Raw genomic sequence first — 24,359 nt, forward strand, 5'->3', positions numbered from 1 at the left:
GAAGCAAGTCGTGGCGCTTGCGTTGGATGCAGTGTAATCAGGCTTTGCCGGCAGCCAGGTAACGAAGGGACGTGCGAATGTCACCACCTCGTTACATCGCCAGCAATGCCGTGGCCAGGCTCGGTGCCAACGGCAATCGCGGCAGCAAAACGGCCTGGTAAGCGTGATAGAGATCGGGCTTTCCAGGCCAGATACTGGCCGCTGGCTGGTTGTCGCTGTCGAGTTCGTGATGCCAGCTGCCATTTTGCAGGTCGATGAAATGGCTGCAGGTGAATTCCCAGAAGCGTCGATACCACTGTTCGTAGAGGGGGTCACCAGTGCGTCGCAGCAACGCCGCGGCAGCAGCACTGGCCTCGGCTTGAACCCAGTGCAGCCGCGCCCGTACCACCGGCCGCCCCAGCCAGTCGAGGTTGTAGACCAGCCCAGGCGCGCCATCGGCATGCCAGGCATCGCGGCACGCACTGGCGAACAGCCCACGGGCATCCTCCAGCAGCCAGTCTGGCGCGTCGAGTCCGGCTCGGATCAACGCTGCCTCGAGGTGCAGCAGCAAACGCGCCCACTCGAAACTGTGGCCTGGCGTGCTGCCATAGGGCCGGAACGGGTCTGCACGGTTATCGGCGTTGTATTCAGGTTGGGCCTGCCACTGCCGGTCGAAATGCTCGATCACCATATAGCCACGGGAAGCGGCATGCTCGTGGATCAGGCGCTCGACGATGCGCAGCGCGCGCTGCAGCCAGAGGGCATCCCCGGTGACATCTGCCAGGGCGAGAAACGCCTCGGTGGCGTGCATGTTGCTGTTGGCGCCGCGATAGGCCTCTTCCTGTGACCAATCGCTGCTGAAGCTTTCACGCAGCGCACCCTCCTCCTCGCTCCAGAAATGCCGTTCGAGGATGTTGATCGCCTCGCCCAGCAACGCCTCGGCTGCAGGCCTGCGGGCAGCCTGCGCGGAGCTGGCGGCCAAGGCCACGAAGGCATGCAGGTAGGCGGACTTGTCACCCCTGCGACTGGCATCGGCAAACCAGCCGCCAGCCTGTGCGTCACGCAAGGCGCCCTGTAACGCAGCGATGCCGTGGTCGACCAGATGGACATAGCCGGGCACGCCCTGGATGTGCGCCAAGGCAAAACAGTGGGTCATCCGGGTGGTGTGAATCAGCTCGGCGCTGGCGCCCGCCGGCAGGCGACCATTGGAGTCCAGAGCAGCGAAGCCCTGCTCGACACAAGAAGCGGCGGCGAACGGCAACAGGCGCATGCCTTCAGCGTTCAGCCAGGCCCGGTGAGCCGGTTGCACCAGCCAGCTATCGGAGGGCAATGCAGGTGTTTTCATTGTTGTTATTCCATGTAAACGAGGGGGCTAACTAGCCGTAGCCTGGGTTGAGCGCAGCGATACCCGGGAACTGCAGCCACCCGTGTTACGCCTTCGGCTGACCCAGGCTACAAAAGCCAATTGCCAGCATCAGTGGCGCATCCGCCCACAAATCGTTAAAGAGTCTACTGGCAGCTGCGTCTTGCCCAGGTAACGAAGGCTGGTCGCTTTGTCACCGCCTGGTGACATTCAATCCGGCGAACGTGGCAGTTGTAGCGTCACTCGCAAGCCGCCCTCTCGCAGATTCTGCAGGCTCACCTCACCGCCGTGGCTGTGGGCGATATTGCGCGCGATGCCCAGCCCCAGGCCGTAGCCCTGCTGCTGCCCGGCCAGACGGAAGTGCGGTTCGAACACCTGTTCCAGACGCTGTTCGGGAACGCCAGGCCCTTCATCGTCGACATGCAGCACATAGGCGCCCTCGTCATCCTCGACGTGCAGATGAGCCGTGTGGCCGTACTTGAGGGCGTTGTCGATCAGGTTGCCGATGCAGCGCCGCAGGGCCAGGGGCTTGCCCGGATAGAGCGCCTTGGCTTCGCCATGCAGCGTCACCCGACCGTTGCCGGCCGGAGCCAGACAGGGCTCGACCAGACAGTGCAGCAGAAGGTTGAGATCTACGGGCTCGATGTTTTCGTGGATGTCGGTGTCCTTGACGCACTGCAGTGCGCCCTTGACCAGCAGCTCCAGCTCGTCGAGATCGCGGCCGAACTTGGTCTGCAACGTCTCGTCGTCGAGCAGCTCGACGCGCAGACGCAGCCGCGTGATCGGTGTGCGCAGATCATGGGAAATGGCGCTGAACAGTTGAGCCCGCTCGGTCAGGTAGCGGCTGATGCGCTCGCGCATGGCATTGAACGCGCGGCCCACCTCGACCACCTCTCGGCCGCCTCCTTCCAGCACCGGCTCGACGTCGGCGCCCAGGGACATATGCCGAGCGGCTCTCGCCAGACGCTTGAGCGGTCGACTCTGCCAATGCACCAGAATGCCAATGAACAGGAGCAGGAAACCGCTGCTGAGCAGGATGAACCACAGCTGCTGAGTCGGCAGCACCGGCTCCTCGAGGCTGGTATAGGGTTCCGGCAGCAGCGAGGCGATGTACAACCACTCGCCGGGCGCCATCTGGATCTGCGTGACCAGCACTGGCGGATTGACCGGTTCCAGGGTCAACGCGTAATGCGCCCAGGAACGTGGCAACTCGTCGAGCTTCAGGCCGCCATTGAAGATGCGCAGATCATCCGGGCTGACGAAGGTCACAGAAATGTCCACGCTGTTGCCAAGCGACTCGCGCAGCACCTCGCTCACCGCCTGGGTCACTGCCTGCTTGCGCGGCGTGATCGGCAGCAGATGCATCGACAAGGGCCGGTCATTGAGGCTGACGACGAAACGCGTGCCGCCCATGCTGCGCAGCTGATCGAGCACCATCGGCCGGTAGGCGACCGGCAGCGAACGAAAGTAACGGACGCTGGCCGACATCGAGTGGGCCAGACTGCGCGCCGTGGTCACCAGCCCTTCGAGCTGCGTCGCGCGTAACTGGGACAGCCAGATGGCGCTGGACAGTGTCTGGGCGACCAGCACCGAGAGCAGGGTCAGCAACAACATGCGCCCCAGCAACGAACGCGGAATCGGCAGCAGCCGACGCCAGTCAGTGCGCATTGCCGGCCTGGGCGGTGACGGCAGCGGCCAGTTGGTAACCACTGCCACGCACGGTGCGGATCAGACGCGGGGGTTTGTCGGTGTCCCGTAGGCGCTGGCGCAGACGGCTCACGGCCATGTCGACGATGCGCTCCAGCGGCATCATCTCGCGACCGCGGGTGGCGTTGCCGATGGTGTCGCGGTCGAGGATTTGCTGCGGGTGATCAAGAAACAGCTTGAGCAGCGCAAAGTCGGCGCCGGACAACAGCACCTCTTCGCCATCGAGGTGGAACAGCCTATGACTGACCATATCCAGGCGCCATTCGTCGAAGGCCAGCACGTCCGTTACGCGTTCCTGGGAAAAGTGCACGCGGCGCAGCAGCGCCTTGATACGCGCCAGCAGTTCACGGGGGCTGAACGGTTTGCCGAGGTAATCGTCAGCGCCCAGCTCGAGGCCGATGACCCGATCGGTCTCGTCGGAGCTGGCAGTCAGCATGATGATCGGCACCTGGGCGAAACGCTGGTGCCCACGCGTCCAGCGGCACAGGCTGAAGCCGTCTTCGTCGGGCAGCATGACGTCGAGAATCACCAGATCCGCGCCACCTTCGCACAGCGCCTGACGGAAGCTGGCGCCATCCCCCACGGCATGTACCTGCAGGCCGGCACGCCCCAGGTAGGTTTGCAGCAGTTCACGAATCTCCTGGTCGTCGTCGACCAGCAGGATGGATTTTCCAGCTCTCACATCGATAATCCTTATTGTTGTTATCAGCGATGCTTGGACACGCTATTTGTCTGCTAACTCCGTAGGAGGTGTTGCTGTGCAGCCACCCCTGCGCCTACCAGGCCAGGGTATTCGGCAGTCACCAGCCAGACCGGCAGGCCCTCGAAATAATCGCTCATGCAGCCTTTGTCTCGCAGGCTGCGGGAGAAGCCGCTGGCCATGAAGAAGTCGGCGAAACGCGGCACCATGCCGCCAGCGATGAATACACCGCCACGGGCGCCCAACGTCAGCACATTGTTGCCGGCGACGCGACCGAGCAGACAGCAGAACAGCTCCAGCACTTCGACCGCCAACGGCTCGCCTTCCAGCGCAGCGCTAGTCACCTGCACTGCACTCTGCAGCGAAGCGGGCTGGTCGTCCACCGCACAGGCAGCGCGGTATAACGCCAACAGCCCATTACCACTGAGCGCGCCAGCCTCGGCGCTGACGTGACCGAGCTGGCGATGCAACGCCTGCCAGATCAGCGCCTCGCGGGCGCTGCCGACCGGCAAGTCGACGTGGCCGCCCTCGCCCGGCAGCGCATGCCAGCTGCCGTCCGGCAAGGCCAGCAAGGTACCGACGCCCAGGCCGGTGCCGGCGCCAATCACCACCGCCGGTCGCTGCGGCTGCGCCACGCCAGGGCAGACGGTGATGTACTCATCGTCCTGCAGGCGGGTCATGCCCAGGGCCATGGCGGAGAAGTCGTTGATCAGCAGCAGCTTGCTCACACGCAGTTCGGCGCAGAACGCTGCGCGGTCGATGCGCCACGGGTTGTTGGTGAAGCGAAACGGATCGACCTCGACCGGGCCGGCACAGGCCAGGCAGATAGTTTCCACTTCGCCGAGCGCCAGGCCTTCGGCCGCCATATAGGCCTGGATGGCCTGCTCGACGGTGGCGTGATCGGCGGTGGCCGATACGCGCACCGACTCCAGGCGTTCGTCGCGCCAAAGAGCGAAGCGCGCGTTGGTGCCACCAATGTCGCCAACCAGCGCCAGACTCATCGTAGCGAATCCAGTTCGGCGGTGAAGGCGCTGGCGCCCTCTTCTGCCGGGCTGAACGCGGCACGCATGAAGGCGAACAGCTCACGGCCGCAACCAACACCAGTGCCTTGCGGGCGCGGCGCAGAATCGCGGGCAGCCCATTCGATCTCGTCGACCAGAATCTGCAAACGGCCTTCCACGCCGTCGACGCGAATCACGTCACCGTCGCGCACCCGAGCCAGCGGCCCGCCGTCCCAGGCTTCCGGGCTGACGTGAATGGCTGCCGGCACTTTGCCGGAAGCACCGGACATACGTCCGTCGGTGACCAGCGCCACCTTGAAGCCGCGATCCTGGAGGATGCCCAGATACGGCGTGAGCTTGTGCAGCTCCGGCATGCCATTGGCCTTGGGGCCCTGAAAGCGCACCACAGCGATGAAATCGCGCTCCAGCTCGCCGGCCTTGAAGGCTTCGGCCAGGTCGACCTGGGTCTCGAATACCCGCGCCGGGGCTTCGACCACCTGATGCTCCGGTGCCACCGCCGATACCTTGGCCACGCCGTTGCCGAGGTTACCCTTGAGCACGCGCAGCCCGCCTTCCGGCGAGAAGGCTTCCGGCACGCTACGCAGGATATTGCGATCCAGACTCTGCTCCGGGCCCTGACGCCACACCAGGCCGTTGTCGCCGAGGAAAGGCTCCTGGGTGTAGCGCGACAGCCCATGCCCGGCAACGGTGTAGACGTCCTCGTGCAGCAGGCCGGCTTCGAGCAGCGTACGCACCATGAACGGCACGCCGCCGCAGGCATGGAAGTGGTTCACGTCGGCCTGTCCATTGGGGTAGACCTTGGCCAGCGTCGGGGTAACGGCGGACAGGTCGGCCATGTCCTGCCAGGTCAATTGAATACCGGCGGCGCGGGCGAAGGCTGGAATGTGCAGCGTGTGATTGGTCGAGCCGCCCGTGGCGTTGAGCGCCACCACCGAGTTGACGATGGCCTTCTCGTCGATGATCCGGCACAGCGGCGTGTACTCGCCGCCCTGACGGGTCAGGCGCACTACCTGATGCGCGGCCTCTGCAGTCAACGCGTCACGCAGCGGCGTGTACGGGTTGACGAAGGAAGAGCCCGGCAGGTGCAGGCCCATGATTTCCATCACCACCTGATTGGTGTTGGCAGTGCCATAAAAGGTGCAGGTACCGGGGCTGTGGTAGGACTTCATCTCCGACTCCAGCAGCTCCTCGCGGGTCGCCTTGCCTTCGGCGTAGAGCTGGCGGACTTCGGCCTTTTCCTTGTTGGGAATGCCCGAGGGCATCGGCCCGCCTGGCACGAAGATCATCGGCAGGTGGCCGAAACGCAGGGCGCCGATCATCAGCCCCGGGACGATCTTGTCGCAGATGCCCAGCAGCATCGCCGCATCGAACATGTTGTGCGACAGCGCCACGGCGGTGGACATGGCGATCACCTCGCGGCTCGCCAGGCTCAACTCCATACCCGGTTCGCCTTGGGTCACGCCGTCGCACATCGCCGGCACGCCGCCCGCCACCTGCCCGACCGAGCCGACGGCGCGCAGCGCCTGCTTGATCAGTTCGGGGTAGTGTTCGTAGGGCTGGTGGGCGGACAGCATGTCGTTGTAGGCAGTAACGATGCCGACGTTGGCCTCGTTCATCAGCCGCAACCGCTGCTTGTCTTCGCTGGAACCACAGCCGGCAACGCCGTGGGCGAAGTTGGCGCATTGCAGCGCACCGCGGTGTGGGCCTTCACTATCGGCGGCGGCCATTTGCGCCAGGTAGCGTTCGCGAGTCGCGCGGCTGCGGGCGATCAGGCGGTCGGTTACCTCGAGAATGCGGGGATGCATGGTGTCGACTCCAGGCTAACAGGTAGCAATTCGAATTGTATTTTTATCAAAATACTGACAGCTAAAACGCTTGATTTCTACTTTCATGAGAATAATCTTGTTTTTAAAACAACATATAAGGATCAGCGCTCATGACATTGCGAATTGCCATCAATGGTTTCGGTCGCATCGGCCGTAACGTCCTCCGTGCACTCTATACCCAGAGCTACCGCGAAAACCTGCAAGTCGTCGCGATCAACGATCTGGGTGACAGTGCAATCAATGCGCACCTTCTCAAATACGACAGCGTACACGGCATTTTCGATGCGTCCGTCGAGGTCGACGGGCAGAACCTGATCATCAATGGCGATCGCATTGCCGTCAGCGCGATCCGCAACCCGGCGGATCTGCCCTGGAAGGATCTCGACGTCGACGTGGTGTTCGAGTGCACCGGCCTGTTCACCGACCGCGACAAGGCCGCCGCACACCTGACTGCCGGCGCGCGCAAGGTGATCATCTCCGCACCCGCCAAAGGCGCTGACGCCACGGTGGTCTACGGCGTCAATCACGACAGCCTGCGCGCCAGCCATCAGATCATCTCCAACGCCTCCTGCACCACCAACTGCCTGGCGCCGGTCGCCCAGGTGCTGCAGCGCGAGCTGGGCATCGAGAGCGGGCTGATGACCACCATCCACGCCTACACCAACGACCAGAACCTGTCCGACGTTTACCACAGCGACCCGTTCCGCGCGCGCTCGGCCACGCAGTCGATGATTCCCACCAAGACCGGTGCGGCCGAAGCCGTCGGCCTGGTGCTGCCGGAGCTGGCGGGTCGCCTGACCGGCATGGCGGTACGGGTGCCGGTGATCAACGTCTCGCTGGTCGACCTGACGGTGCAGGTGCAGCGCGACACCAGCGCCGAGGAAATCAACGCCCTGCTGCGCGCGGCCAGCCAGCAATCGCCGGTACTGGGCTACAACGAACTGCCGCTGGTGTCCTGCGACTTCAACCACAACCCGCTGTCGTCGATCTTCGACGCCAATCACACCAAGGTGAACGGCCGGCTGGTCAAGGTACTGGCCTGGTACGACAACGAGTGGGGCTTCTCCAACCGCATGCTCGACACCTGCCTGGCCGCCCACGCGGCCAAATAAGGCAGCGCTCACCAGTGCGGCGAGGCATCGAAGCGGATTACGCTCGGTAAATCGCCGTGAGCGGATTACAATTGCCGCCCGCTTGAACCTCAATGCCGGCCACTGACGCCAGATCGCTCTGGTCGGCGTCGCCAGCCGCGCCGGCAGGCAGCAGGTACATTGTCATCCGAACATCACTGGAAGCCGCATGGACTCTAGACGTAACACTCTCGAACAGCATTACACCGCGATCCTCGGCCAACTCGGCGAAGACGTCTCCCGCGAAGGCCTGCTCGACACGCCCAAGCGCGCCGCCAAGGCCATGCAATACCTCTGCAACGGCTATGAGAAGACCCTGGAAGAAGTCACCAACGGTGCGCTATTCAGCTCCGACGCCAGCGAGATGGTGGTGGTGAAGAATATCGAGCTGTATTCGCTGTGCGAGCATCACTTGCTGCCCTTCATCGGCAAGGCCCATGTCGCCTACATCCCCAATGGCAAGGTGCTGGGTCTCTCCAAGGTCGCGCGCATCGTCGACATGTACGCCCGCCGCCTGCAGATCCAGGAAAGCCTCAGCCGGCAGATCGCCGAGGCAGTCCAGCAGGTTACCGGTGCCCTTGGCGTGGCGGTGGTTATCGAAGCGAAGCACATGTGCATGATGATGCGCGGCGTGGAAAAGCAGAACTCCTCCATGGTTACCTCGGTGATGCTTGGCGAGTTCCGCGAAAACGCCGCGACCCGCAGCGAATTCCTTAGTCTGGTCAATAGCTGAGAGCAAACGATTCAGTGCCTCGAACGCTAGTGGCGTCACCGCGATATCGGCGGCGCCTGCACCATTCGCCGCGGGGTCGCGGCTCCTACCAATTGGGTGAGCGCACCTTCCCTGTAGGAGCGTCGACCTCGGCGCGAAACGACGGTGGCGTCACCGCGATATCGGCATCGCCCACACCATTCGCCGTGCGGTCGCGGCCCCTAGATGCCCCTGATAACCCGCCTCAGGTTTTCTCCACGAACTGCAGCTCGGCCAGCCGCGCGTACAGCGGGTTGCTGGCGACCAGTTCAGCATGCTTGTCCAAGGCAACCAGTTGCCCCTGATCGAACACGGCGATGCGATCCGCACTCTTCACCGTGGCCAGGCGATGGGCGATTACCAGGGTGGTGCGGCCACGCATCAGCTCAGGCAGCGCCTGCTGGATCAGGTGTTCACTCTCGGCATCGAGGGCGCTGGTGGCTTCATCCAGCAGCAGAATCGGCGCATCCACCAGCAACGCACGAGCAATCGCCAGGCGCTGACGCTGCCCACCTGACAGGCCCAGCCCGGCATCGCCCAAGTGGGTCTGGTAGCCCTGCGGCAATCGCTCGATAAACTCATGGGCATGGGCCGCACGGGCAGCGGCTTCGACTTCTGCGCTGCTGGCATCCAGACGCCCGTAGCGGATGTTGTCTTCCACGCTGCCGAAGAACAGCGCCGGGTGCTGGGAGACCAGCGCGAAGTTCTCGCGCAGCACCTGGGGGTCGAGCCGCTCGATCGGCAGGCCATCGACCAGGATTCTCCCCTGCTGCGGGTCGTAGAAGCGCAGCAGCAGATCGAACAGCGTTGACTTGCCCGCCCCGGAAGGCCCGACGATGGCCAGGGTTTCTCCGGGCACGACAGTCAGATCGATGTCCTGCAAGGCGAGGCTGTGCGGGCGGGTCGGGTAGGCAAAGGACAACTTCCGTACCTCGATGCGCCCCTGCACGGGCTGCACCGGAATCAGGGCACCTTCGATCGGCGCATGGATCTCGTTGCGCGCGCGCAGCAATTCGCTGATGCGCTCGGCGGCGCCGGCGGCACGCTGCAACTCGCCGATCACTTCGCTGAGGGTGCCGAACGAGGAGCCGACGATCAGGCTGTAGAACACGAACGCAGCCAGCTCACCGCCGCTGATGCGCCCGGCGATCACGTCCATGCCACCAACCCAGAGCATCACCCCGACGGCGCCGAGCACCAGCACGATCACCACAGTAATCAGCCAGGCACGCTGAGCCACGCGTTTTCGCGCCGTGTCGAATGCGGCCTCGGCGGACAGGCTGAAACGGCGGCGATCTTCGGCCTGGTGGTTGTAGGCCTGCACCGTCTTGATCTGCCCGAGCACTTCACTGACGTAACTGCCGACATCGGCGATGCGATCCTGACTGAGCCGCGACAATTCCCGGACGCGGCGGCCGAACAGCAGAATCGGCGCAACCACAAGCGGCAACGCAGCGAGCACGATGGCGCTCAACTTGGGGTTGGTGATGACCAGCAGGATCATGCCGCCAACCATCAGGATCAGGTTGCGCAACGCCATCGACAGCGACGAACCGATCACCGATTGCAGCAGCGTAGTGTCGGCCGTCAGCCGCGATTGGATCTCCGAGCTGCGGTTATGCGCATAGAACCCCGGATGCAAGCCGATCAGGTGATCGAATACCCGCTTGCGGATATCCGCCACTACCCGCTCGCCGAGCCAGGACACCAGATAGAAACGCGTGTAGGTGCCGACCGCCAGGGCCAGCACCAGCACGAAGAACAGCAGGATCGAGTGGCGCAGCGCTTCCGGCGATTGCGTGGCCAGCCCCTGGTTCACCAGCAGTTTGATGCCCTGCCCCATGGACAAGGTAATGGCTGCGGTAAACAGCAACGCCAGCAGCGCGCCGGCCACGCGCCCACGATAGGGGGCGATAAACGCCCACGACATGCGCAAGGCCTCACGGTGGCGAGAAGACAAAAACAGGTTCATGGCGGGCTCGAAGGCTGATGGCAGAAGGGCTCTAGCCCATCAGATGGGGCCGCGAGCTGCAAACATCAAGCGCTGGGGCTGATCTTGGCGGCAGCCTGCTGTTGAAATTAATATATGGAACTCAATTCCAAAAATAATCATAAGCCGCCAGGAGCCTAAAAATGCCCGCCGCAACCCCCGCCCCGCTCCCTCAAGAATGCGACCTGTTGGTGGTCGGCTCCGGCGCCGCCGGGCTGGCTGCCGCAGTGACCGCCGCCTGGCACGGCCAGAAGGTCGTGCTGGTGGAAAAGGACGCGGTATTCGGTGGCGCCACCGCCTGGTCCGGTGGCTGGGCCTGGGTACCCCGCAATCCGCTGGCGCGTCGGGCCGGGATTGAAGAAGACATCGAGCAGCCGCTCACTTACCTGCGTCACGAACTTGGCGAGCACTTCGATGGCCAACGTGTCGAGGCCTTTCTCGAAGCCTGCCCGCATATGGTGGCGTTCTTCGAACGGCATACGGCCCTGCAATTCGCCGATGGCAACGCGATTCCCGATATGCACGGTGATACGCCGGGTGCCGCCACGGGCGGCCATCAGGTGATTGCGGCCCCTTACGATGCACGTGAGGTGCTCGACCTGCTGCCGCGCCTGCGCAAGACCATGCAGGAAACCTCGTTCATGGGCATGCCGATCATGGCGGGTGCCGATCTGGCCGCCTTCCTCAGCATGACCCGCTCGCCAAAATCGCTGTGGCACGTGATCCGGCGTTTCAGCGCTCACCTCTACCACCTGGCCCGCTACGGCCGCGCCATGCATCTGGTCAACGGCGTCGCACTGGTCGCACGGCTGGCGCGCTCAGCCGCCGACCTTGGCGTACAGTTGATCGATTCGGCGCCGGTGGTTCGTCTGCATCAGCAGGAGGGCCGAGTCACTGGCGCCACGATCCTGCGCAAGGATGACGAGCACTTCATCAGTGCCCGCGCGGTGGTTCTCGCCGCTGGTGGCTTTCCCAACGACCCACTGCGTCGCCAGCAGCTGTTTCCCCGCGACGCCAGCGGCCAGGACAACTTGGCGCTGCCTCCCGCATCCTGCTCGGGCGATGGGCTGCGCCTAGGCGAAGCACTGGGCGCCCAGGTCGACACCCGGCTGAAGTCGCCCGTCGCCTGGGCACCAGTTTCCAGAGTGCCGCGCGGCGACGGTAGCAGCGGCCACTTTCCGCACATCATCGAGCGTGGCAAGCCGGGTATCATCGGCGTGCTGGCCAATGGCAAACGCTTCGTCAACGAGGCTCACGGCTACTACGACTACGTTTCGGCCATGGTCAAGCAGGTGCCGGATGGGCAGGAAGTCTGTTCCTGGCTGATCTGCGACCATCGCTTCCAACGCCGCTATGGCCTGGGCTTCGCCCGCCCGGCTCCCGTGCCGCTGTGGTCGGCACTGCGCAGTGGCTACCTGCAGCGCGCTGCCAGCGTAGAACGACTGGCGCTGCAATGCGGTATCGATCCGGTTGCCCTGTCGACCACGGTGGCAACCTTCAATCAGCACGCACGCGCTGGCGACGATCCCGAGTTCGGCCGCGGCAGCACCGCGTTCAATCGCAAGCAGGGTGACCCGCTGCATCCGGGGCCGAACCCCTGCGTCGCGCCAATCGAACAGGGCCCCTTCTATGCAGTCAAAGTACAACCTGGCTGCTTCGGCACGTTCGCCGGCCTGAAGACCGACGCATCGGCCCGCGTCCTCGACGCCGAAGGCCTGCCGATCAGCGGCTTGTACGCTGCTGGCGCGGACATGGCCAGCGTGTTCGGAGGCCACTACCCCTCAGGCGGCATCAACCTGGGGCCCGCCCTCACCTTCGGCTACGTCGCCGCGCGCCATGCTGCTGGCATCAGCGCCTACGAATAGTCACTCGTTGTCATCAGGAGTATTCACATGCAGGCCATCCGCAATCGCTACCAACTGAACATGCCGAAACTGGGGCTGGGCACCTGGCCCATGCGCGACGACGAATGTACCCGCGCGGTGCATCAAGCCCTGCAGATCGGCTACCGACATATCGACACCGCCACGGCCTACGAGAACGAAGCGGCAGTCGGCAAAGCGCTGGCAGAGACAGAGGTCGCCCGCGAGAAAATCCACCTGACCACCAAGGTCTGGTGGGACAAGCTGCAGCCCGATGCCATCCGCGCCTCGCTCGCCGATAGCCTGCAGGCGCTGCGCACCGAGTACGTCGACCTGTTCCTGATCCACTGGCCAGGCAACGCCGGAAGCCTCAAAGGCGATGACCTGCACCGCGCTCTGGACACCCTGGCGGCGCTACGTGACGAAGGCAAGACGCTGAACATCGGCGTCGCCAATTTCCCGCTGCCGCTGCTGCGTCAGAGCATCGAGGAGTTCAAGGCCCCAATCGCCGCGATTCAGGTGGAATACCACGTGCTGCTCGATCAGCAACCGATGCTCGACTACGCCCGCGAACACAACCTGGCGTTCACCGCCTACTGCCCGCTGGCACGGGGCGAAGCCGCGCAATTGCCGGAAATCCGCCAGATTGCCGCCAAGCACGGCGTGTTCCCCAGCCAGGTGGTACTGCAATGGCTGCTCGCCCAGGACAACGTGGCGGCGATCCCCAAGGCCAGCGGCGTAGAAAACCAGCGGGCCAACCTGGCCGCTCTGGATATCCGCCTCGACGACGAAGACCGCGCGCTGATCGCCAGCCTGCCCAAAGACCGTCGCCTGGTCAGCCCAGACTTCGCACCGCAGTGGTAAGCCGATAAGCAAAAGCCCCGCGTCTGCGGGGCTTTTGCGTAGCCTGGGTCGAGCGAAGCGATACCCGGGAAATACTCGAATCGCCTGGTGGAAGAAAACAGCATCTTCCACCCTACGGAAACTTGCCTACCCTTTGTTCAGCGACTCCACGCCAACTTCGTCCCACAGCTCTTCCGCGAGATGGAAGGTCGCGTTGGCCGCGGGGATGCCGCAGTAGATCGCGCTCTGCATGATCAACTCCTTGAGTTCCTCGCGGGTCACGCCATTATTCTTGGCAGCCTTGAGGTGCAGTTTCAATTCACCTTCGCGGTTCATGCCGATCAGCATGGCGATGGTGATCAGGCTGCGGGTATGGCGTGGCAAGCCCGGACGCGTCCAGATATCACCCCAGGCATGCCGGGTAATCATTTCCTGAAACTCTTCGTTGAACGGCGTCAGCTTTTCCAGGCTGCGGTCGACGTGGGTATCACCCAGCACCGCGCGGCGCACCTGCATGCCGGCTTCGTAGCGTTGTTTCTCGTCCATCGGTAACTCCGGTCTCTAGAGTGGATCGGGGCGCCTCGCTCACACCCCATCGATCCAGCATTCAGGCTGGATCAGTAGCGGGCAGTCATTTGGCTTGCAGAAAATCCAGCACACGCCGGGTGAACAGTTCGCCTGCCTGCACGCTGGAGAGGTGCGCGGCGTCGAACTCGACCAGCTCCGCTCCGGCGATACGTTCCTGCATGAAGCGGCCGTGCTCCGGTGTGGTCACCGCATCGCCAGTACCGCAGACGATCAGGGTCGGCGTCTTGATCGCAGCGATCTGCTCACGGTAATCGGCATCACGCACCGCCGCGCAGTTGGCCGCATAGCCCTGGGGCGAGGTCTGCGCCAGCATGGTGACGATGGGATCGACCTTCTCCGGATGCTCGGCAGCGAACGGCGGCGTGAACCAGCGCTCGATGGAGGCATCCCGTAAATCGCGCATGGCCTTCTCGCCGCCCTTGAGCACGGTGTCGATGCGGGTGCTCCAGATCTCATCGCTACCAATCTTGGCGGCGGTGTTGCACAGCACCAGACGCTGCAGGCGCTCGCCGGCGTTGATGCCAAACCACTGACCGATCAAACCGCCCATGGACAGGCCGCAGAAATGCACCTTGCCGATGTTCAGCGCGTCGAGCAGCGCCAGGACGTCACGGCCGTTCTGTTCGATGCTGTAGAAGCCCGAGCTGACCAGCGACTGGCCATGACCACGAGTGTCGTAACGCAGCACGCGAAAATGCTCGGTGAACGCCGGGATCTGCGCGTCCCACATATGAAGGTTGGTGCCCAGGGAATTGGACAGCACCAGCACTGGCGCTTCCGCCGGGCCTTCGAGTTTGTAGTTCAGGTCGCCATCGGCGAGGGATACCACAGGCATGACAATCTCCTAACAGGAAGCGGTTGTTTGACTTTGTGCCACGGCACGTTCGACCCAGCGGCGCGCCTGGCCCAGGTAATGCGCAGGGTCGAGCAGGCGATCCAATTCTTCTGCGGACAGCTGGGCAGTGACCTCGGCATTGGCGCCAAGCACCTCACGCAGATGAGCGCCCTCCTTCACCGCCTGTTTGCAGCACTGCTCGACCAGATGGTGAGCCGCGTCACGACCGATGCGTTGCGCCAGGGCGATGCTCACCGCTTCGGCCAGTACGAGGCCACGGGTCAGGTCGAGGTTGCGCGCCATACGCTCGGCATCCACCTCGAGCCCCGGCACGACGAGCAGCGCTTGCTGCAGGGCACCGGACACCAGGCAGCAGAGCTCCGGCAGGGTTTCCCACTCGGCATGCCACAGGCCGAGGCTGCGCTCGTGCTCCTGGGGCATGGCCGCGAACATGGTGGCGACCAGGCCGGGCGCGCGGGTGGCGGCGCCGATCAGCACCGCGGCGCTGACCGGGTTGCGCTTGTGCGGCATGGTCGAGGAGCCGCCCTTGCCCGGCGCAGAGGGTTCGAACAACTCGCCGGCTTCGGTCTGCATCAGCAGGCTGAGGTCGCGGCCCAACTTGCCCAGGCTGCCGGCGATCATGCCGAGCAGGCTGGCGAACTCGACCAGACGATCGCGCTGGGTGTGCCAGGGCTGCTCCGGCAGTTGCAGGCCCAGCTCAACCGCCAGCGCTTCAGCCACCGGCCAGGCCTTGTCGCCCAGCGCCGCCAGGCTGCCGGACGCGCCACCGAATTGCAGGCACAGCAGGCGCGGCTTGATCTCCGCGAGGCGCTGGCGATGGCGGTCGACCGCCCCCAGCCACCCGGCGATCTTCATTCCGAGGGTCACCGGCGTGGCGTGCTGCAGCCAGGTGCGCCCGGCCATGGGGGTCGCCGCATGCCGCTCGGCCTGTTCGGCCAGCAGTCGGCTCAGGGCGTCGAGGTCGTTTTCCAGCAGCACGATGGCGGCGCGCAGTTGCAGCACCAAGCCGCTGTCCATCGCGTCCTGACTGGTGGCGCCAAGATGAACGTAGCGCTCGGCCTCTTCACTCTGCGCAGCGATGCGTTTGCCCAGCGCCTTGACCAGCGGAATCGCCGAGTTGCCGGCGCTGCCGATGGCGATGGCCAGGGCGTCGAAATCATAGAGTTCAGCCCTGCAGGCAGCCTCGATATCGGCGACCACTGCCGCAGGAATCACGCCGACCGCAGCCTCGGCCCTGGCCAGCGCCGCCTCGAAGTCGAGCATGCCCTGCACGCGGCCATGGTCGCTGAACACCTCGCGCATCGGCGCACTGGTGAAGTAGGCATCGAACAACTGGCTGCAGGGCCTTGAACTCATACTGCTGAAACTCCGTGGTCAATGATCATGGTGTAGGTAACTGGCCTGGCGCGGCAGACGCAAGCTGACCAGAAAGGCCAGCACCATCATGCCCGACACGTACCAGTAGAAGGTCTGCTCCAGGCCAATGGACTTCAGGCCCAAGGCCACGTATTCGGCAGACCCGCCGAACAGCGCATTGGCTACCGCGTAAGCCAGGCCAACGCCCAGGGCACGCACTTCCGGCGGGAACATCTCGGCCTTAACCAGGCCGCTTATCGAGGTATACAGGCTGACGATGGCCAGGGCCACAATGATCAGCAGGAAAGCCATCACCGGGCTGTGCACGGTCTGCAGCAGCGCCAGGATCGGCCAGGTGAAGATCGCCCCCAGGGCACCGAACCAGAGCATTGAGGTGCGCCGACCGATGCGGTCGGACAAGGCGCCGAACAGCGGCTGCATGATCATGAACAGAAACAGCGCAGCGGTCATGATGCCGCTGGCGGTCTTGGCGCTCATGCCTGCCGAATTGACCAGGTACTTCTGCATGTAGGTGGTGAAGGTATAGAAGATCAGCGAGCCACCGGCGGTATAGCCAAGCACGGTGAAGAACGCAGCTTTGTGGTGCTTGAACAGGTAGGCGATGCTGCCCGACTCCTTGTTGCCGATCTGATCCTTCTTGGCGGTCTCGTCCAGCGAACGGCGCAGGTAGAAGGCCACCACCGCAGCCAGCGCACCGATCACGAACGGGATGCGCCAGCCCCAGGCACGCAGCTCATCTTCAGTGAGCAGTTGCTGCAGGATCACTACCACCAGCACGGCCAGCAATTGCCCGCCGATCAGGGTGACGTACTGGAACGACGCGAAGAAGCCGCGCTGGCCCTTGAGCGCCACTTCGCTCATGTAGGTCGCCGTGGTGCCGTACTCCCCGCCCACCGACAGCCCCTGGAACAAGCGCGCCAGCAACAGCAGCAGCGGTGCCATAGCGCCGATGCTGTCATAGGTCGGCATGAAGGCGATGGCCAGCGACCCCAGGCACATCATCAGCACGGAGATCATCATCGAGACCTTGCGGCCGTACTTGTCAGCAACTCGGCCGAACACCCAGCCACCGATTGGGCGCATCAGAAAGCCGGCGGCGAATACACCCGCGGTGTTGAGCAACTGGACGGTGGGGTCGTCGGACGGAAAGAAGGCCGGCGCGAAGTAGATCGCGCAGAAGGCATACACGTAGAAGTCGAACCACTCGACCAGGTTGCCGGAGGAAGCGCCAACAATGGCGAAGATGCGCTTGCGGCGCTCTTCCGGGCTGTAGTTCGGGGCTTCGTACACCGTGCTGGCATCAGAACTCATCATGGATACTCACTGGTAAGGAACGGGACGGTTCCATACTCCGACTTATATGTAACCAAATGATTCGAGCATTATTGTCCGGCTGGTTGCTTACCACGGTATCGGACACAGCAGCGTGGAGCCCTGTCCGATACCGAAGCAAACAAACTCTGGGACCTATAGGCATATCGCCGGATTGTTAGCGGTCGTCGATTTTGGTGGGCTAAAGCCCACCCTATGAAAGACAAGCACCCGACGTAACCGTAGGGTGGGCTTCAGCCCACCAATCAGCGCATAAGCAAAGCCATATTGGCCGATCTACACGTTTCTAGACGCGCTCGATGGCCAACGCCAGGCCCTGGCCGACCCCCACGCACATGGTTGCCAGGCCGAGCTTGCCACCGGTCTTTTCCAGGTGGTGAACGGCAGTCAGCACCAGGCGGTTTCCGCTCATGCCCAGTGGGTGGCCAAGAGCGATGGCGCCGCCATTCGGGTTGACCTTGGAGCTGTCGTCCGGCAGGCCGAGGTCACGGGTGACCGCCAGGCCCTGGGCGGCGAACGCCTCGTTCAGCTCGATCACGTCGAAGGCGTTGATATCCAGGTTCAGGCGGGTCAGCAGCTTGCGTACCGCCGGCACCGGGCCGACGCCCATGACCCGAGGAGCCACGCCACCGCTGGCCATACCGAGCACCTTGGCGCGGGCCTTGAGACCATATTTCTGCACCGCTTCGGCAGACGCCAGAATCATCGCAGACGCCCCGTCGTTTAGGCCCGAGGCATTGCCTGCGGTCACCGTCTTGCCTGGGCCATTGACCGGCTTGAGCTTGGCCAGCGCCTCGGCGGTGGTATCGGCGCGAGGGTGTTCATCGGCGTCGACGATGCTCTCGCCCTTTTTGGTCTTGATCACCACGGGCACGATTTCCTCGGCGTAGTAACCACTTTGCTGCGCCACTGCGGCGCGCTGCTGGCTGCGCAGACCGAAAGCGTCCTGATCGGCACGGCTTACGCCGTAATCCTCGGCCACGTTGTCACCGGTCACCGGCATCGGGTCGACGCCGTAACGCTCCTTCATCGCCGGGTTGACGAAACGCCAGCCCAGGGTGGTGTCCTCCAGCTTCTGGCCACGGCCAAAGGCGCTGTCGGCCTTGCCCATCACGTATGGCGCGCGGGTCATCGACTCGACGCCGGCAGCGATGGCCAGCTCCATTTCGCCCGAAGCGATGGCGCGGAAAGCAGCGCCCACCGCTTCCATGCCTGAGGCGCAGAGGCGGTTGAGGGTCACGCCAGGCACCGTCTCCGGCAGGCCAGCGAGCAGCAGCGCCATACGGGCAACGTTGCGGTTGTCCTCCCCCGACTGATTAGCGCAGCCCATGAACACTTCATCGACCGCCGACCAGTCGACCTGCGGATTACGTTCGATCAGTGCCTTCAGTGGAATGGCTGCCAGGTCGTCGGCACGCACGGCGGACAGTCCGCCATTGAGCCGACCGATCGGCGTGCGCACGGCATCGCAGATGAATACGTCGCGAGTCATTCGTCACTCCCCTTCTGCCCATGTGCAGCGGCGGTACGTGCTTCGAGATCGCGCAGCGCGGCCAGTTCTTCGGCTTTTGGCGCTTCGGTGGTGGTCAGGTTGTCGGCGAAACGGATCTGCCAGCCGGTATTCTCGACCACCTGCTCGCGGGTCACGCCCGGATGCAGGGAGGTGACGATGAATTCGTTGCTGCCCGCTTCCGGCTCCATGATGCACAGGTCGGTGATGATCGCTACCGGACCATCGCCTGGCAGGCCAAGACGCTTGCGGTGATCGCCGCCTTCGCCATGGCCGACCGAGGTGATGAACGCCAGCTTGTCGACGAAGGTGCGATGACCCTGCTTGAGGATGATCAGCACCTTCTTCGCGCTGCCAGCGATCTCGGGCGCACCACCAGCACCCGGCAGACGCACTTTCGGCGCATGGTAATCACCGATCACCGTGGTGTTGATGTTGCCGAACTTGTCGACCTGAGCCGCGCCGAGGAAGCCGACATCAATACGGCCGCCCTGCAGCCAGTAGCGAAAGATCTCGCCAGTCGGCACAACGGTATCGGCAGTCTCGGCCAGCTCGCCATCACCGATGGACAGCGGCAGCACGGTGGGCTTGGCGCCGATCGGGCCGGACTCGTAAATCAGTACCACTTCCGGCGCATGGGTCAAACGCGCCAGGTTGGCGGCCTTGGAAGGCAGGCCGATGCCGACGAAGCACACGCTGCCGTTACCGAGGCGGCGCGCGGCGGCCACGGTCATCATTTCATTGGTGTTGAAGTCGCTCATCACTTGGCCTCCCCGTTAACCTTCGCCTGGTACTGCGCAAAATCCTCGGTGCCATGGATGTATTCATCGATCCAGGCTGTGAAGGTTTCACGGTCGCGAGCAATGGCATCCCAGGCCTGATAGAAGCGGTTGTCACGCTCGTAGTAGCCGTGGGCATAGGACGGATGAGCACCGCCAGGCACCACGCAGACCGCAGTCAGTGCCCAGGTCGGCAGTACGCAGGCGTTCATCGGCGCCTGCAAGTCGTCGACGATTTCCTCGACGGTGACGATGCAGCGCTTGGCAGCCAGAGCGGCCTCTTTCTGCACGCCGAGAATGCCCTGAATCAGCACATTACCCTTGCGATCGGCCTTCTGCGCGTGGATGACGGTTACGTCAGGACGCACGCTCGGTACGGTGGCCAGGCTCTCGCCGGTGTACGGGCATTCGATGAATTTGATTTCCGGGTTGACCTTGACCAGATCCGAGCCTTGATAACCGCGCAGCACGGCGAACGGCAGGTTGGACGCGCCGGCGACATAGGCGTTGGCCATGGCGGCGTGGCTGTGCTCACTGATTTCCAGTTTGTGCGGCCAGTGCTTCTCGACGGCGTCGCGCAGGCGGTGCAGGGAGCCGACCCCCGGATTGCCCCCCAGGAGAAGATCAGGCGCTTGGCGCAACCCGCACCGATCAGCAGGTCATAGACCAGATCCGGCGTCATGCGCACCAGAGTCAGGTCTTTCTTGCCCTGACGGATCAGTTCGTGGGAAGCCGCGGTGGGAATCAGATGTGTGAAGCCTTCGAGGGCGATGGTGTCACCATCGTGAACGAAGCGCTCAACCGCCTCGCGCAGGGAGAGAATTTCAGCCATGGTCGTTCTCGTCTTATTGCTCTGGAAACCGTGGGGCGGCTATTGCGCCGTGTGGATACAAAGGTACCCAGCCCATAGCGAGCTAACAATCCGATAATCGATTAGACGTTCGATAATCGAACGAAACTTGCCTGGGGTTTAATCGCTCCTATGATCCAACCGGCAGATGCGTCGCCCAGCTATCCGTGAGCGCCCATGGCGTACCAGGCGCGACTCCCTCAGCGGTTGCGCCTGTAGGTCTCGGAAGGCAGTTCGCCAAAGCAGCGACGATAGGATTCGGCAAACCGCCCCAGGTGCAGGAAGCCATGATCCAGAGCGATTTCAGTCACGCTGCGCACCTTGCACGCTGGATCGAGCAATTTAGCGTGAATGCGCTCCAGCTTTCGCTGGCGAATGTAGTCCTTGGGCGTGATGCCGGCATGGCGTTCGAACAGTGCATACAGTGAGCGCTCGCTGACTCGAGCGACGGCCAGCAACTGATCGACACCAATGTCCTGAGTCAAATGCTGTTCGATGTACTCCACGACTTGTTCGAACGAAGTGGCCTGGGTCTGCGGCTGAACCCGTTGCACGTTATTGTCCAGCAGGGCCAGCAGCTTGCTGGCGACGATACGCACGTAATGCTCCTGCACCTGAGGCATGCTGGCAGCCGCTTCGGCCTCCTCGCAGATCAGCATCAGTAGGCTGGCAAAGCCCTCCAGCTCACGCATGTCATGTCGTGCCGCACTGAAGCGGATACCACTTTCCGGCAACATCCAGCGTTGCTCCAGACAAGTATTTTCGAACAGGCTGACCGGCAGTTTGACGATGAATTTTTCGCAGTCCGCCGAATAGGTGAGATCCACCGGATCGTCCGGGTTGATCAGCAGCAGTTCGCCCGGCACATAGAAATGCTCCTGATCGCGACATTGCGAGCGGCAGTGTCCCTTGAGCAGAATTTGCAGGTGGTAGATGGTCTCCAGCGCTGGCGAGGTGACCCGCACGCTGCCGCCATAGCTGATGCGGCACAGGTCGAGGCTGGAAAACTTGCGATGGCTGAGGCTCGCCTCGGGAAATCCGCGGGTGGGCAGGCGTATGCAATGGGCACCCACATGCTGATTGACGTAATCCGACACCGAATAGGGGTCGGCGCGTTCAAACACGCTGCTGCGCTCGCTCAGCAATGAGTTGCTCATCATCAGGCCTCTTGTTTCTCTTTATTTTTCTTAGAGGGGCTGACCGCCGGCGACCGGCAATCCGCTAATCACTCGGCGATTCTAACCATCCCCCGGTGCCGCGATACAACGGCGAGACAAAGGGTTACATCTTGCAGGCCAGGCGGGGTGAAACGGCTATCCAAGCGTGTCAGCCAAACGCGATTACCCCCTGTCGCAGGGGGTAACGCTGGCTCGCCAGGCTTCAGGCTGGGCCTGATTAGCTACTTCAAACCTCCAGCGCCCGCACTCGCTCGTGGCGTTGCTGGGCCTTGGGCTCGGCGGTGGACTGCAGGGTGAAATCAAATTCGATTTCGGCGAAGCGCCCTTCCACACCATGGATCTTGGCACGCGCGGCGTCATCGAAGAAGTCGATTCGGGCGATCAGCTCATCACGGGTGGCGTAGGCGAAGTCGTCGTGCAGGTACTTGTCGCCATCCAGGTTGATCTGGGTGGTGAGGTGACGATGGCCCTGCGCCGAAATGAAGAAGTGCACGTGCGCCGGACGCTGGCCATGGCGACCTAGCTGGTCGAGCAGTTGCTGGGTCGGGCCATCGGGCGGGCAGCCATAGCCGGAAGGTACGATGCTGCGGAAACGATAGCGGCCTTCGGCGTCGGTCTCGATGCGGCGGCGCAGGTTGAACTCCGATTGCGTAGGGTCGAAGTACGAGTAGGTACCACCGGTGTTGGCGTGCCATACGTCGACGATAGCGCCAGCCAGCGGCTTGCCATCGGTGTCGAACACCCGGCCCTGCATGAACAGCGGCGTGCCTGCGTCCTTGCCGTCGTCCAGACGGGCTTCGCCCTTGCTCAGCGGCGCGCCAGCCACGTACAGCGGGCCTTCGATGGTGCGCGGTGTGCCGCCGGTGTGGCCGGCCTGCTCGTCTTCGGCGTCCATCAGCATGTCGAGGTAATGCTCGATACCCAGCCCCGCGACCACCAGACCCGCTTCCTGGCGAGAGCCGAGCTCGTTGAGGTAGTTCACTGCTTTCCAGAACTCTTCCGGGGTGATCTGCAGGTCTTCGATGATCTTCGCCGTGTCGTTCAGTACACGGTGAATCACCGTTTTCATGCGGGCGTTGCCGCCGTCATTGGTGAAGCCGGCGGCTTCCTCGAAGAACTTCTGCACTTCAACGGTCTGGGCGATACGAACGGTCATGGCGTTTTTCCTCATCTTGTTATTGTCTGGATCGGATCAGGCGAGCGAATGGCGCCGATCAGCGATCGTCATCGTGGATCGAGGATGGGTGGCGACACAGCGCCATGACCTCGATGTCCATGTACGGGTACAGCGGCAATTGCATCAGCGTGTCATGCAAAGCCTGGGCATCGGCCACGTCGAAAATGCTGACATTGGCGTAAAGCCCGGCGATGCGCCAGAGGTGACGCCAGGTGCCGTCGCGCTGCAGGCGCTGGGCCAACTCCTTCTCGTCAGCCTTGAGACACGCGGTCTGCTCGGCGGGCATGTCGGTCGGCAGTTTTACGGTCATGCGTACGTGAAACAGCATGGCTAGCTCCTTTGGGATTCAGGTTCAGCGGCGGCAGAAACGCTGCAGGCGCTCTTCGTCGAGCTCCACGCCAAGGCCGGGCGTGGTCGGAATTTTCAGTTCGAAATCGCGGTACACCGGCACGTTGACCAAAATGTCCTCGGTCAGCAGCAGCGGGCCGAACAGCTCGGTGTGCCATTCCAGCTTGCTCAGCGTGGCGAAGGCATGGGCCGAGGCCAAGGTGCCGACGCTGCCTTCGAGCATGGTGCCGCCGTACAGGGCGATACCCGCCGCTTCGGCGATATAGGCGCTGCGCAGCACGGCACGCGGGCCACCATTCTTGGCGATCTTCAGGGCGAACACCGGTGCGGCGCCGCCACGGGCCAGATTGAAGCTGTCTTCCACGCTTTCGATGGCTTCGTCGGCCATGATTGGCGTCGGGCTGCGGGCACTGACGCGCGCCTGGGCCTGCACATCCTGGCGGGCAATCGGTTGCTCGATCAGGTCGACGCCGGCATCACCGAGCGCCTGGCAGGCACGAATGGCCACTGCCTCGCTCCACGCCTGGTTGACGTCTACCCGCACGCTGGCCCGGTCGCCCAATGCGCGCTTGATCGCCGCCACGTGGGCGATATCCAGCGCTGCATCGCGGCTGCCGATCTTCAGCTTGAAAATCCGGTGGCGACGCAGGTCGAGCATGCGCTCGGCTTCGTCGATGTCCTTGGTGGTATCACCGCTGGCCAGCGTCCAGGCGACTTCCAGGCCGTCACGCACCCGACCACCAAGCAGCTCGGCAACCGGCAGACCAAGGCGCTTGCCCTGGGCATCGAGCAACGCGGTTTCCACTGCCGAGCGAGCAAAAGTGTTGGCGCGCACGCTGCGGTCGATGCGCAGCATGGCGGCGTTGATGTTGCCAGCCGGCTGGCCGATCAGCAGCGGTGCGAAGTAGGTATCGATGTTGGTCTTGATGCTTTCCGGGCTTTCCCCGGCATAGGCCAGGCCACCAATGGTGGTGGCTTCACCGACGCCTTCGATGCCATCACTGCAGCGCAGACGCAGAATCACCAGGGTCTGGTGCTGCATGGTGTGCATGGCCAGCTTGTGCGGGCGAATGGTCGGCAGGTCGACGATCAGGGTCTCGAGGCTTTCGATCAGCGGGAGGCTCATGGGCGGTGATCCGTGTGCAAGGGGCAACGGGCAGGCGCCAGCGAAGCGATGCGCTGGGGCGCCTC

At 63.4% G+C, this 24,359-nt stretch carries 20 protein-coding genes and 1 pseudogene; 4 read left to right on the plus strand and 17 right to left on the minus strand.

The window, feature by feature from the left end; all coding sequences use genetic code 11:
• Positions 1-91: 91 nt before the first annotated feature.
• From ACZ0AI_RS07265 to edd, 5 genes are all read right to left on the minus strand, one after another.
• Complete coding sequence (locus ACZ0AI_RS07265; RefSeq protein ID WP_463565168.1) at positions 92-1,324, minus strand: D-mannose isomerase; 1,233 nt, start codon at positions 1,322-1,324, stop codon at positions 92-94.
• Positions 1,325-1,552: 228 nt separating this feature from the next.
• The gene (locus tag ACZ0AI_RS07270) at positions 1,553-3,010 is read right to left on the minus strand and encodes an ATP-binding protein (protein ID WP_463565169.1); all 1,458 of its coding nucleotides are present in this window, start codon (positions 3,008-3,010) and stop codon (positions 1,553-1,555) included.
• Positions 3,000-3,731, minus strand: a complete 732-nt coding sequence (locus ACZ0AI_RS07275; RefSeq protein ID WP_463565170.1) for a response regulator — start codon at positions 3,729-3,731, stop codon at positions 3,000-3,002. The genes ACZ0AI_RS07270 and ACZ0AI_RS07275 overlap by 11 nt, the downstream gene beginning before the upstream one ends.
• Before the next feature lie 53 nt (positions 3,732-3,784).
• A complete protein-coding gene (locus ACZ0AI_RS07280; protein ID WP_463565171.1) occupies positions 3,785-4,750 on the minus strand; it encodes a glucokinase in 966 nt (321 codons plus the stop codon).
• On the minus strand, positions 4,747-6,576 hold the full coding sequence (gene edd / locus ACZ0AI_RS07285) for a phosphogluconate dehydratase (protein WP_463565172.1): 1,830 nt from the start codon (positions 6,574-6,576) through the stop codon (positions 4,747-4,749). The genes ACZ0AI_RS07280 and edd overlap by 4 nt, the downstream gene beginning before the upstream one ends.
• A gap of 131 nt (positions 6,577-6,707) precedes the next feature.
• On the opposite strand from edd, the gene gap reads away from it, so the two are divergent.
• Both gap and folE read left to right on the plus strand, forming a co-directional pair.
• The gene (gap, locus tag ACZ0AI_RS07290; protein WP_463565173.1) at positions 6,708-7,709 is read left to right on the plus strand and encodes a type I glyceraldehyde-3-phosphate dehydrogenase; all 1,002 of its coding nucleotides are present in this window, start codon (positions 6,708-6,710) and stop codon (positions 7,707-7,709) included.
• 187 nt (positions 7,710-7,896) lie between these two features.
• Positions 7,897-8,460 carry a GTP cyclohydrolase I FolE gene (folE, locus tag ACZ0AI_RS07295; RefSeq protein ID WP_463565174.1) on the plus strand — a complete coding sequence of 188 codons (564 nt, stop codon included), beginning with the start codon at positions 7,897-7,899 and terminating at the stop codon, positions 8,458-8,460.
• Between the two features lie 223 nt (positions 8,461-8,683).
• On the opposite strand, the gene ACZ0AI_RS07300 is transcribed toward folE, so the two are convergent.
• Entirely contained in the window at positions 8,684-10,450 is a 1,767-nt protein-coding gene (locus ACZ0AI_RS07300; RefSeq protein ID WP_463565175.1) for an ABC transporter transmembrane domain-containing protein, read from the minus strand.
• Positions 10,451-10,611: 161 nt separating this feature from the next.
• Here ACZ0AI_RS07300 and ACZ0AI_RS07305 point away from each other — a divergent pair, with 161 nt between their 5' ends.
• The gene (locus ACZ0AI_RS07305) at positions 10,612-12,333 is read left to right on the plus strand and encodes an FAD-dependent oxidoreductase (protein ID WP_463565176.1); all 1,722 of its coding nucleotides are present in this window, start codon (positions 10,612-10,614) and stop codon (positions 12,331-12,333) included.
• Positions 12,334-12,360: 27 nt separating this feature from the next.
• Positions 12,361-13,194: an aldo/keto reductase gene (locus ACZ0AI_RS07310; RefSeq protein ID WP_463565177.1), complete on the plus strand. Its 834-nt coding sequence runs from the start codon at positions 12,361-12,363 to the stop codon at positions 13,192-13,194.
• Between the two features lie 126 nt (positions 13,195-13,320).
• Here the strand turns inward: ACZ0AI_RS07310 and pcaC are convergent, their stop codons facing one another.
• The 11 genes and pseudogenes from pcaC to ACZ0AI_RS07365 form a co-directional block, all read right to left on the minus strand.
• Positions 13,321-13,719, minus strand: coding sequence for a 4-carboxymuconolactone decarboxylase (gene pcaC, locus ACZ0AI_RS07315; RefSeq protein WP_463565178.1), 399 nt, complete (start codon positions 13,717-13,719; stop codon positions 13,321-13,323).
• A gap of 85 nt (positions 13,720-13,804) precedes the next feature.
• A complete protein-coding gene (pcaD, locus tag ACZ0AI_RS07320; RefSeq protein WP_463565179.1) occupies positions 13,805-14,596 on the minus strand; it encodes a 3-oxoadipate enol-lactonase in 792 nt (263 codons plus the stop codon).
• Positions 14,597-14,605: 9 nt separating this feature from the next.
• The gene (locus ACZ0AI_RS07325; RefSeq protein WP_463565180.1) at positions 14,606-15,973 is read right to left on the minus strand and encodes a 3-carboxy-cis,cis-muconate cycloisomerase; all 1,368 of its coding nucleotides are present in this window, start codon (positions 15,971-15,973) and stop codon (positions 14,606-14,608) included.
• Positions 15,974-15,991: 18 nt separating this feature from the next.
• Entirely contained in the window at positions 15,992-17,305 is a 1,314-nt protein-coding gene (locus ACZ0AI_RS07330; protein ID WP_463566068.1) for an MFS family transporter, read from the minus strand.
• Positions 17,306-17,612: 307 nt separating this feature from the next.
• The gene (gene pcaF, locus ACZ0AI_RS07335; RefSeq protein WP_463565181.1) at positions 17,613-18,818 is read right to left on the minus strand and encodes a 3-oxoadipyl-CoA thiolase; all 1,206 of its coding nucleotides are present in this window, start codon (positions 18,816-18,818) and stop codon (positions 17,613-17,615) included.
• A complete protein-coding gene (locus tag ACZ0AI_RS07340; protein ID WP_463565182.1) occupies positions 18,815-19,597 on the minus strand; it encodes a CoA-transferase subunit beta in 783 nt (260 codons plus the stop codon). The genes pcaF and ACZ0AI_RS07340 overlap by 4 nt, the downstream gene beginning before the upstream one ends.
• A pseudogene (locus tag ACZ0AI_RS07345) lies at positions 19,597-20,447 on the minus strand (CoA transferase subunit A). The gene ACZ0AI_RS07340 and the pseudogene ACZ0AI_RS07345 overlap by 1 nt, the downstream one beginning before the upstream one ends.
• Before the next feature lie 218 nt (positions 20,448-20,665).
• Positions 20,666-21,622 carry an AraC family transcriptional regulator gene (locus tag ACZ0AI_RS07350; RefSeq protein WP_463565183.1) on the minus strand — a complete coding sequence of 319 codons (957 nt, stop codon included), beginning with the start codon at positions 21,620-21,622 and terminating at the stop codon, positions 20,666-20,668.
• 247 nt (positions 21,623-21,869) lie between these two features.
• Positions 21,870-22,799, minus strand: a complete 930-nt coding sequence (gene catA / locus ACZ0AI_RS07355) for a catechol 1,2-dioxygenase (protein ID WP_463565184.1) — start codon at positions 22,797-22,799, stop codon at positions 21,870-21,872.
• A 58-nt stretch (positions 22,800-22,857) separates the two neighbouring features.
• Positions 22,858-23,148: a muconolactone Delta-isomerase gene (gene catC, locus ACZ0AI_RS07360; RefSeq protein ID WP_463565185.1), complete on the minus strand. Its 291-nt coding sequence runs from the start codon at positions 23,146-23,148 to the stop codon at positions 22,858-22,860.
• 24 nt (positions 23,149-23,172) lie between these two features.
• Positions 23,173-24,294, minus strand: coding sequence for a muconate cycloisomerase family protein (locus tag ACZ0AI_RS07365; protein ID WP_463565186.1), 1,122 nt, complete (start codon positions 24,292-24,294; stop codon positions 23,173-23,175).
• Positions 24,295-24,359 lie beyond the last annotated feature (65 nt).

The sequence above is a fragment of the Pseudomonas sp. AC355 genome, from assembly GCF_979258205.1.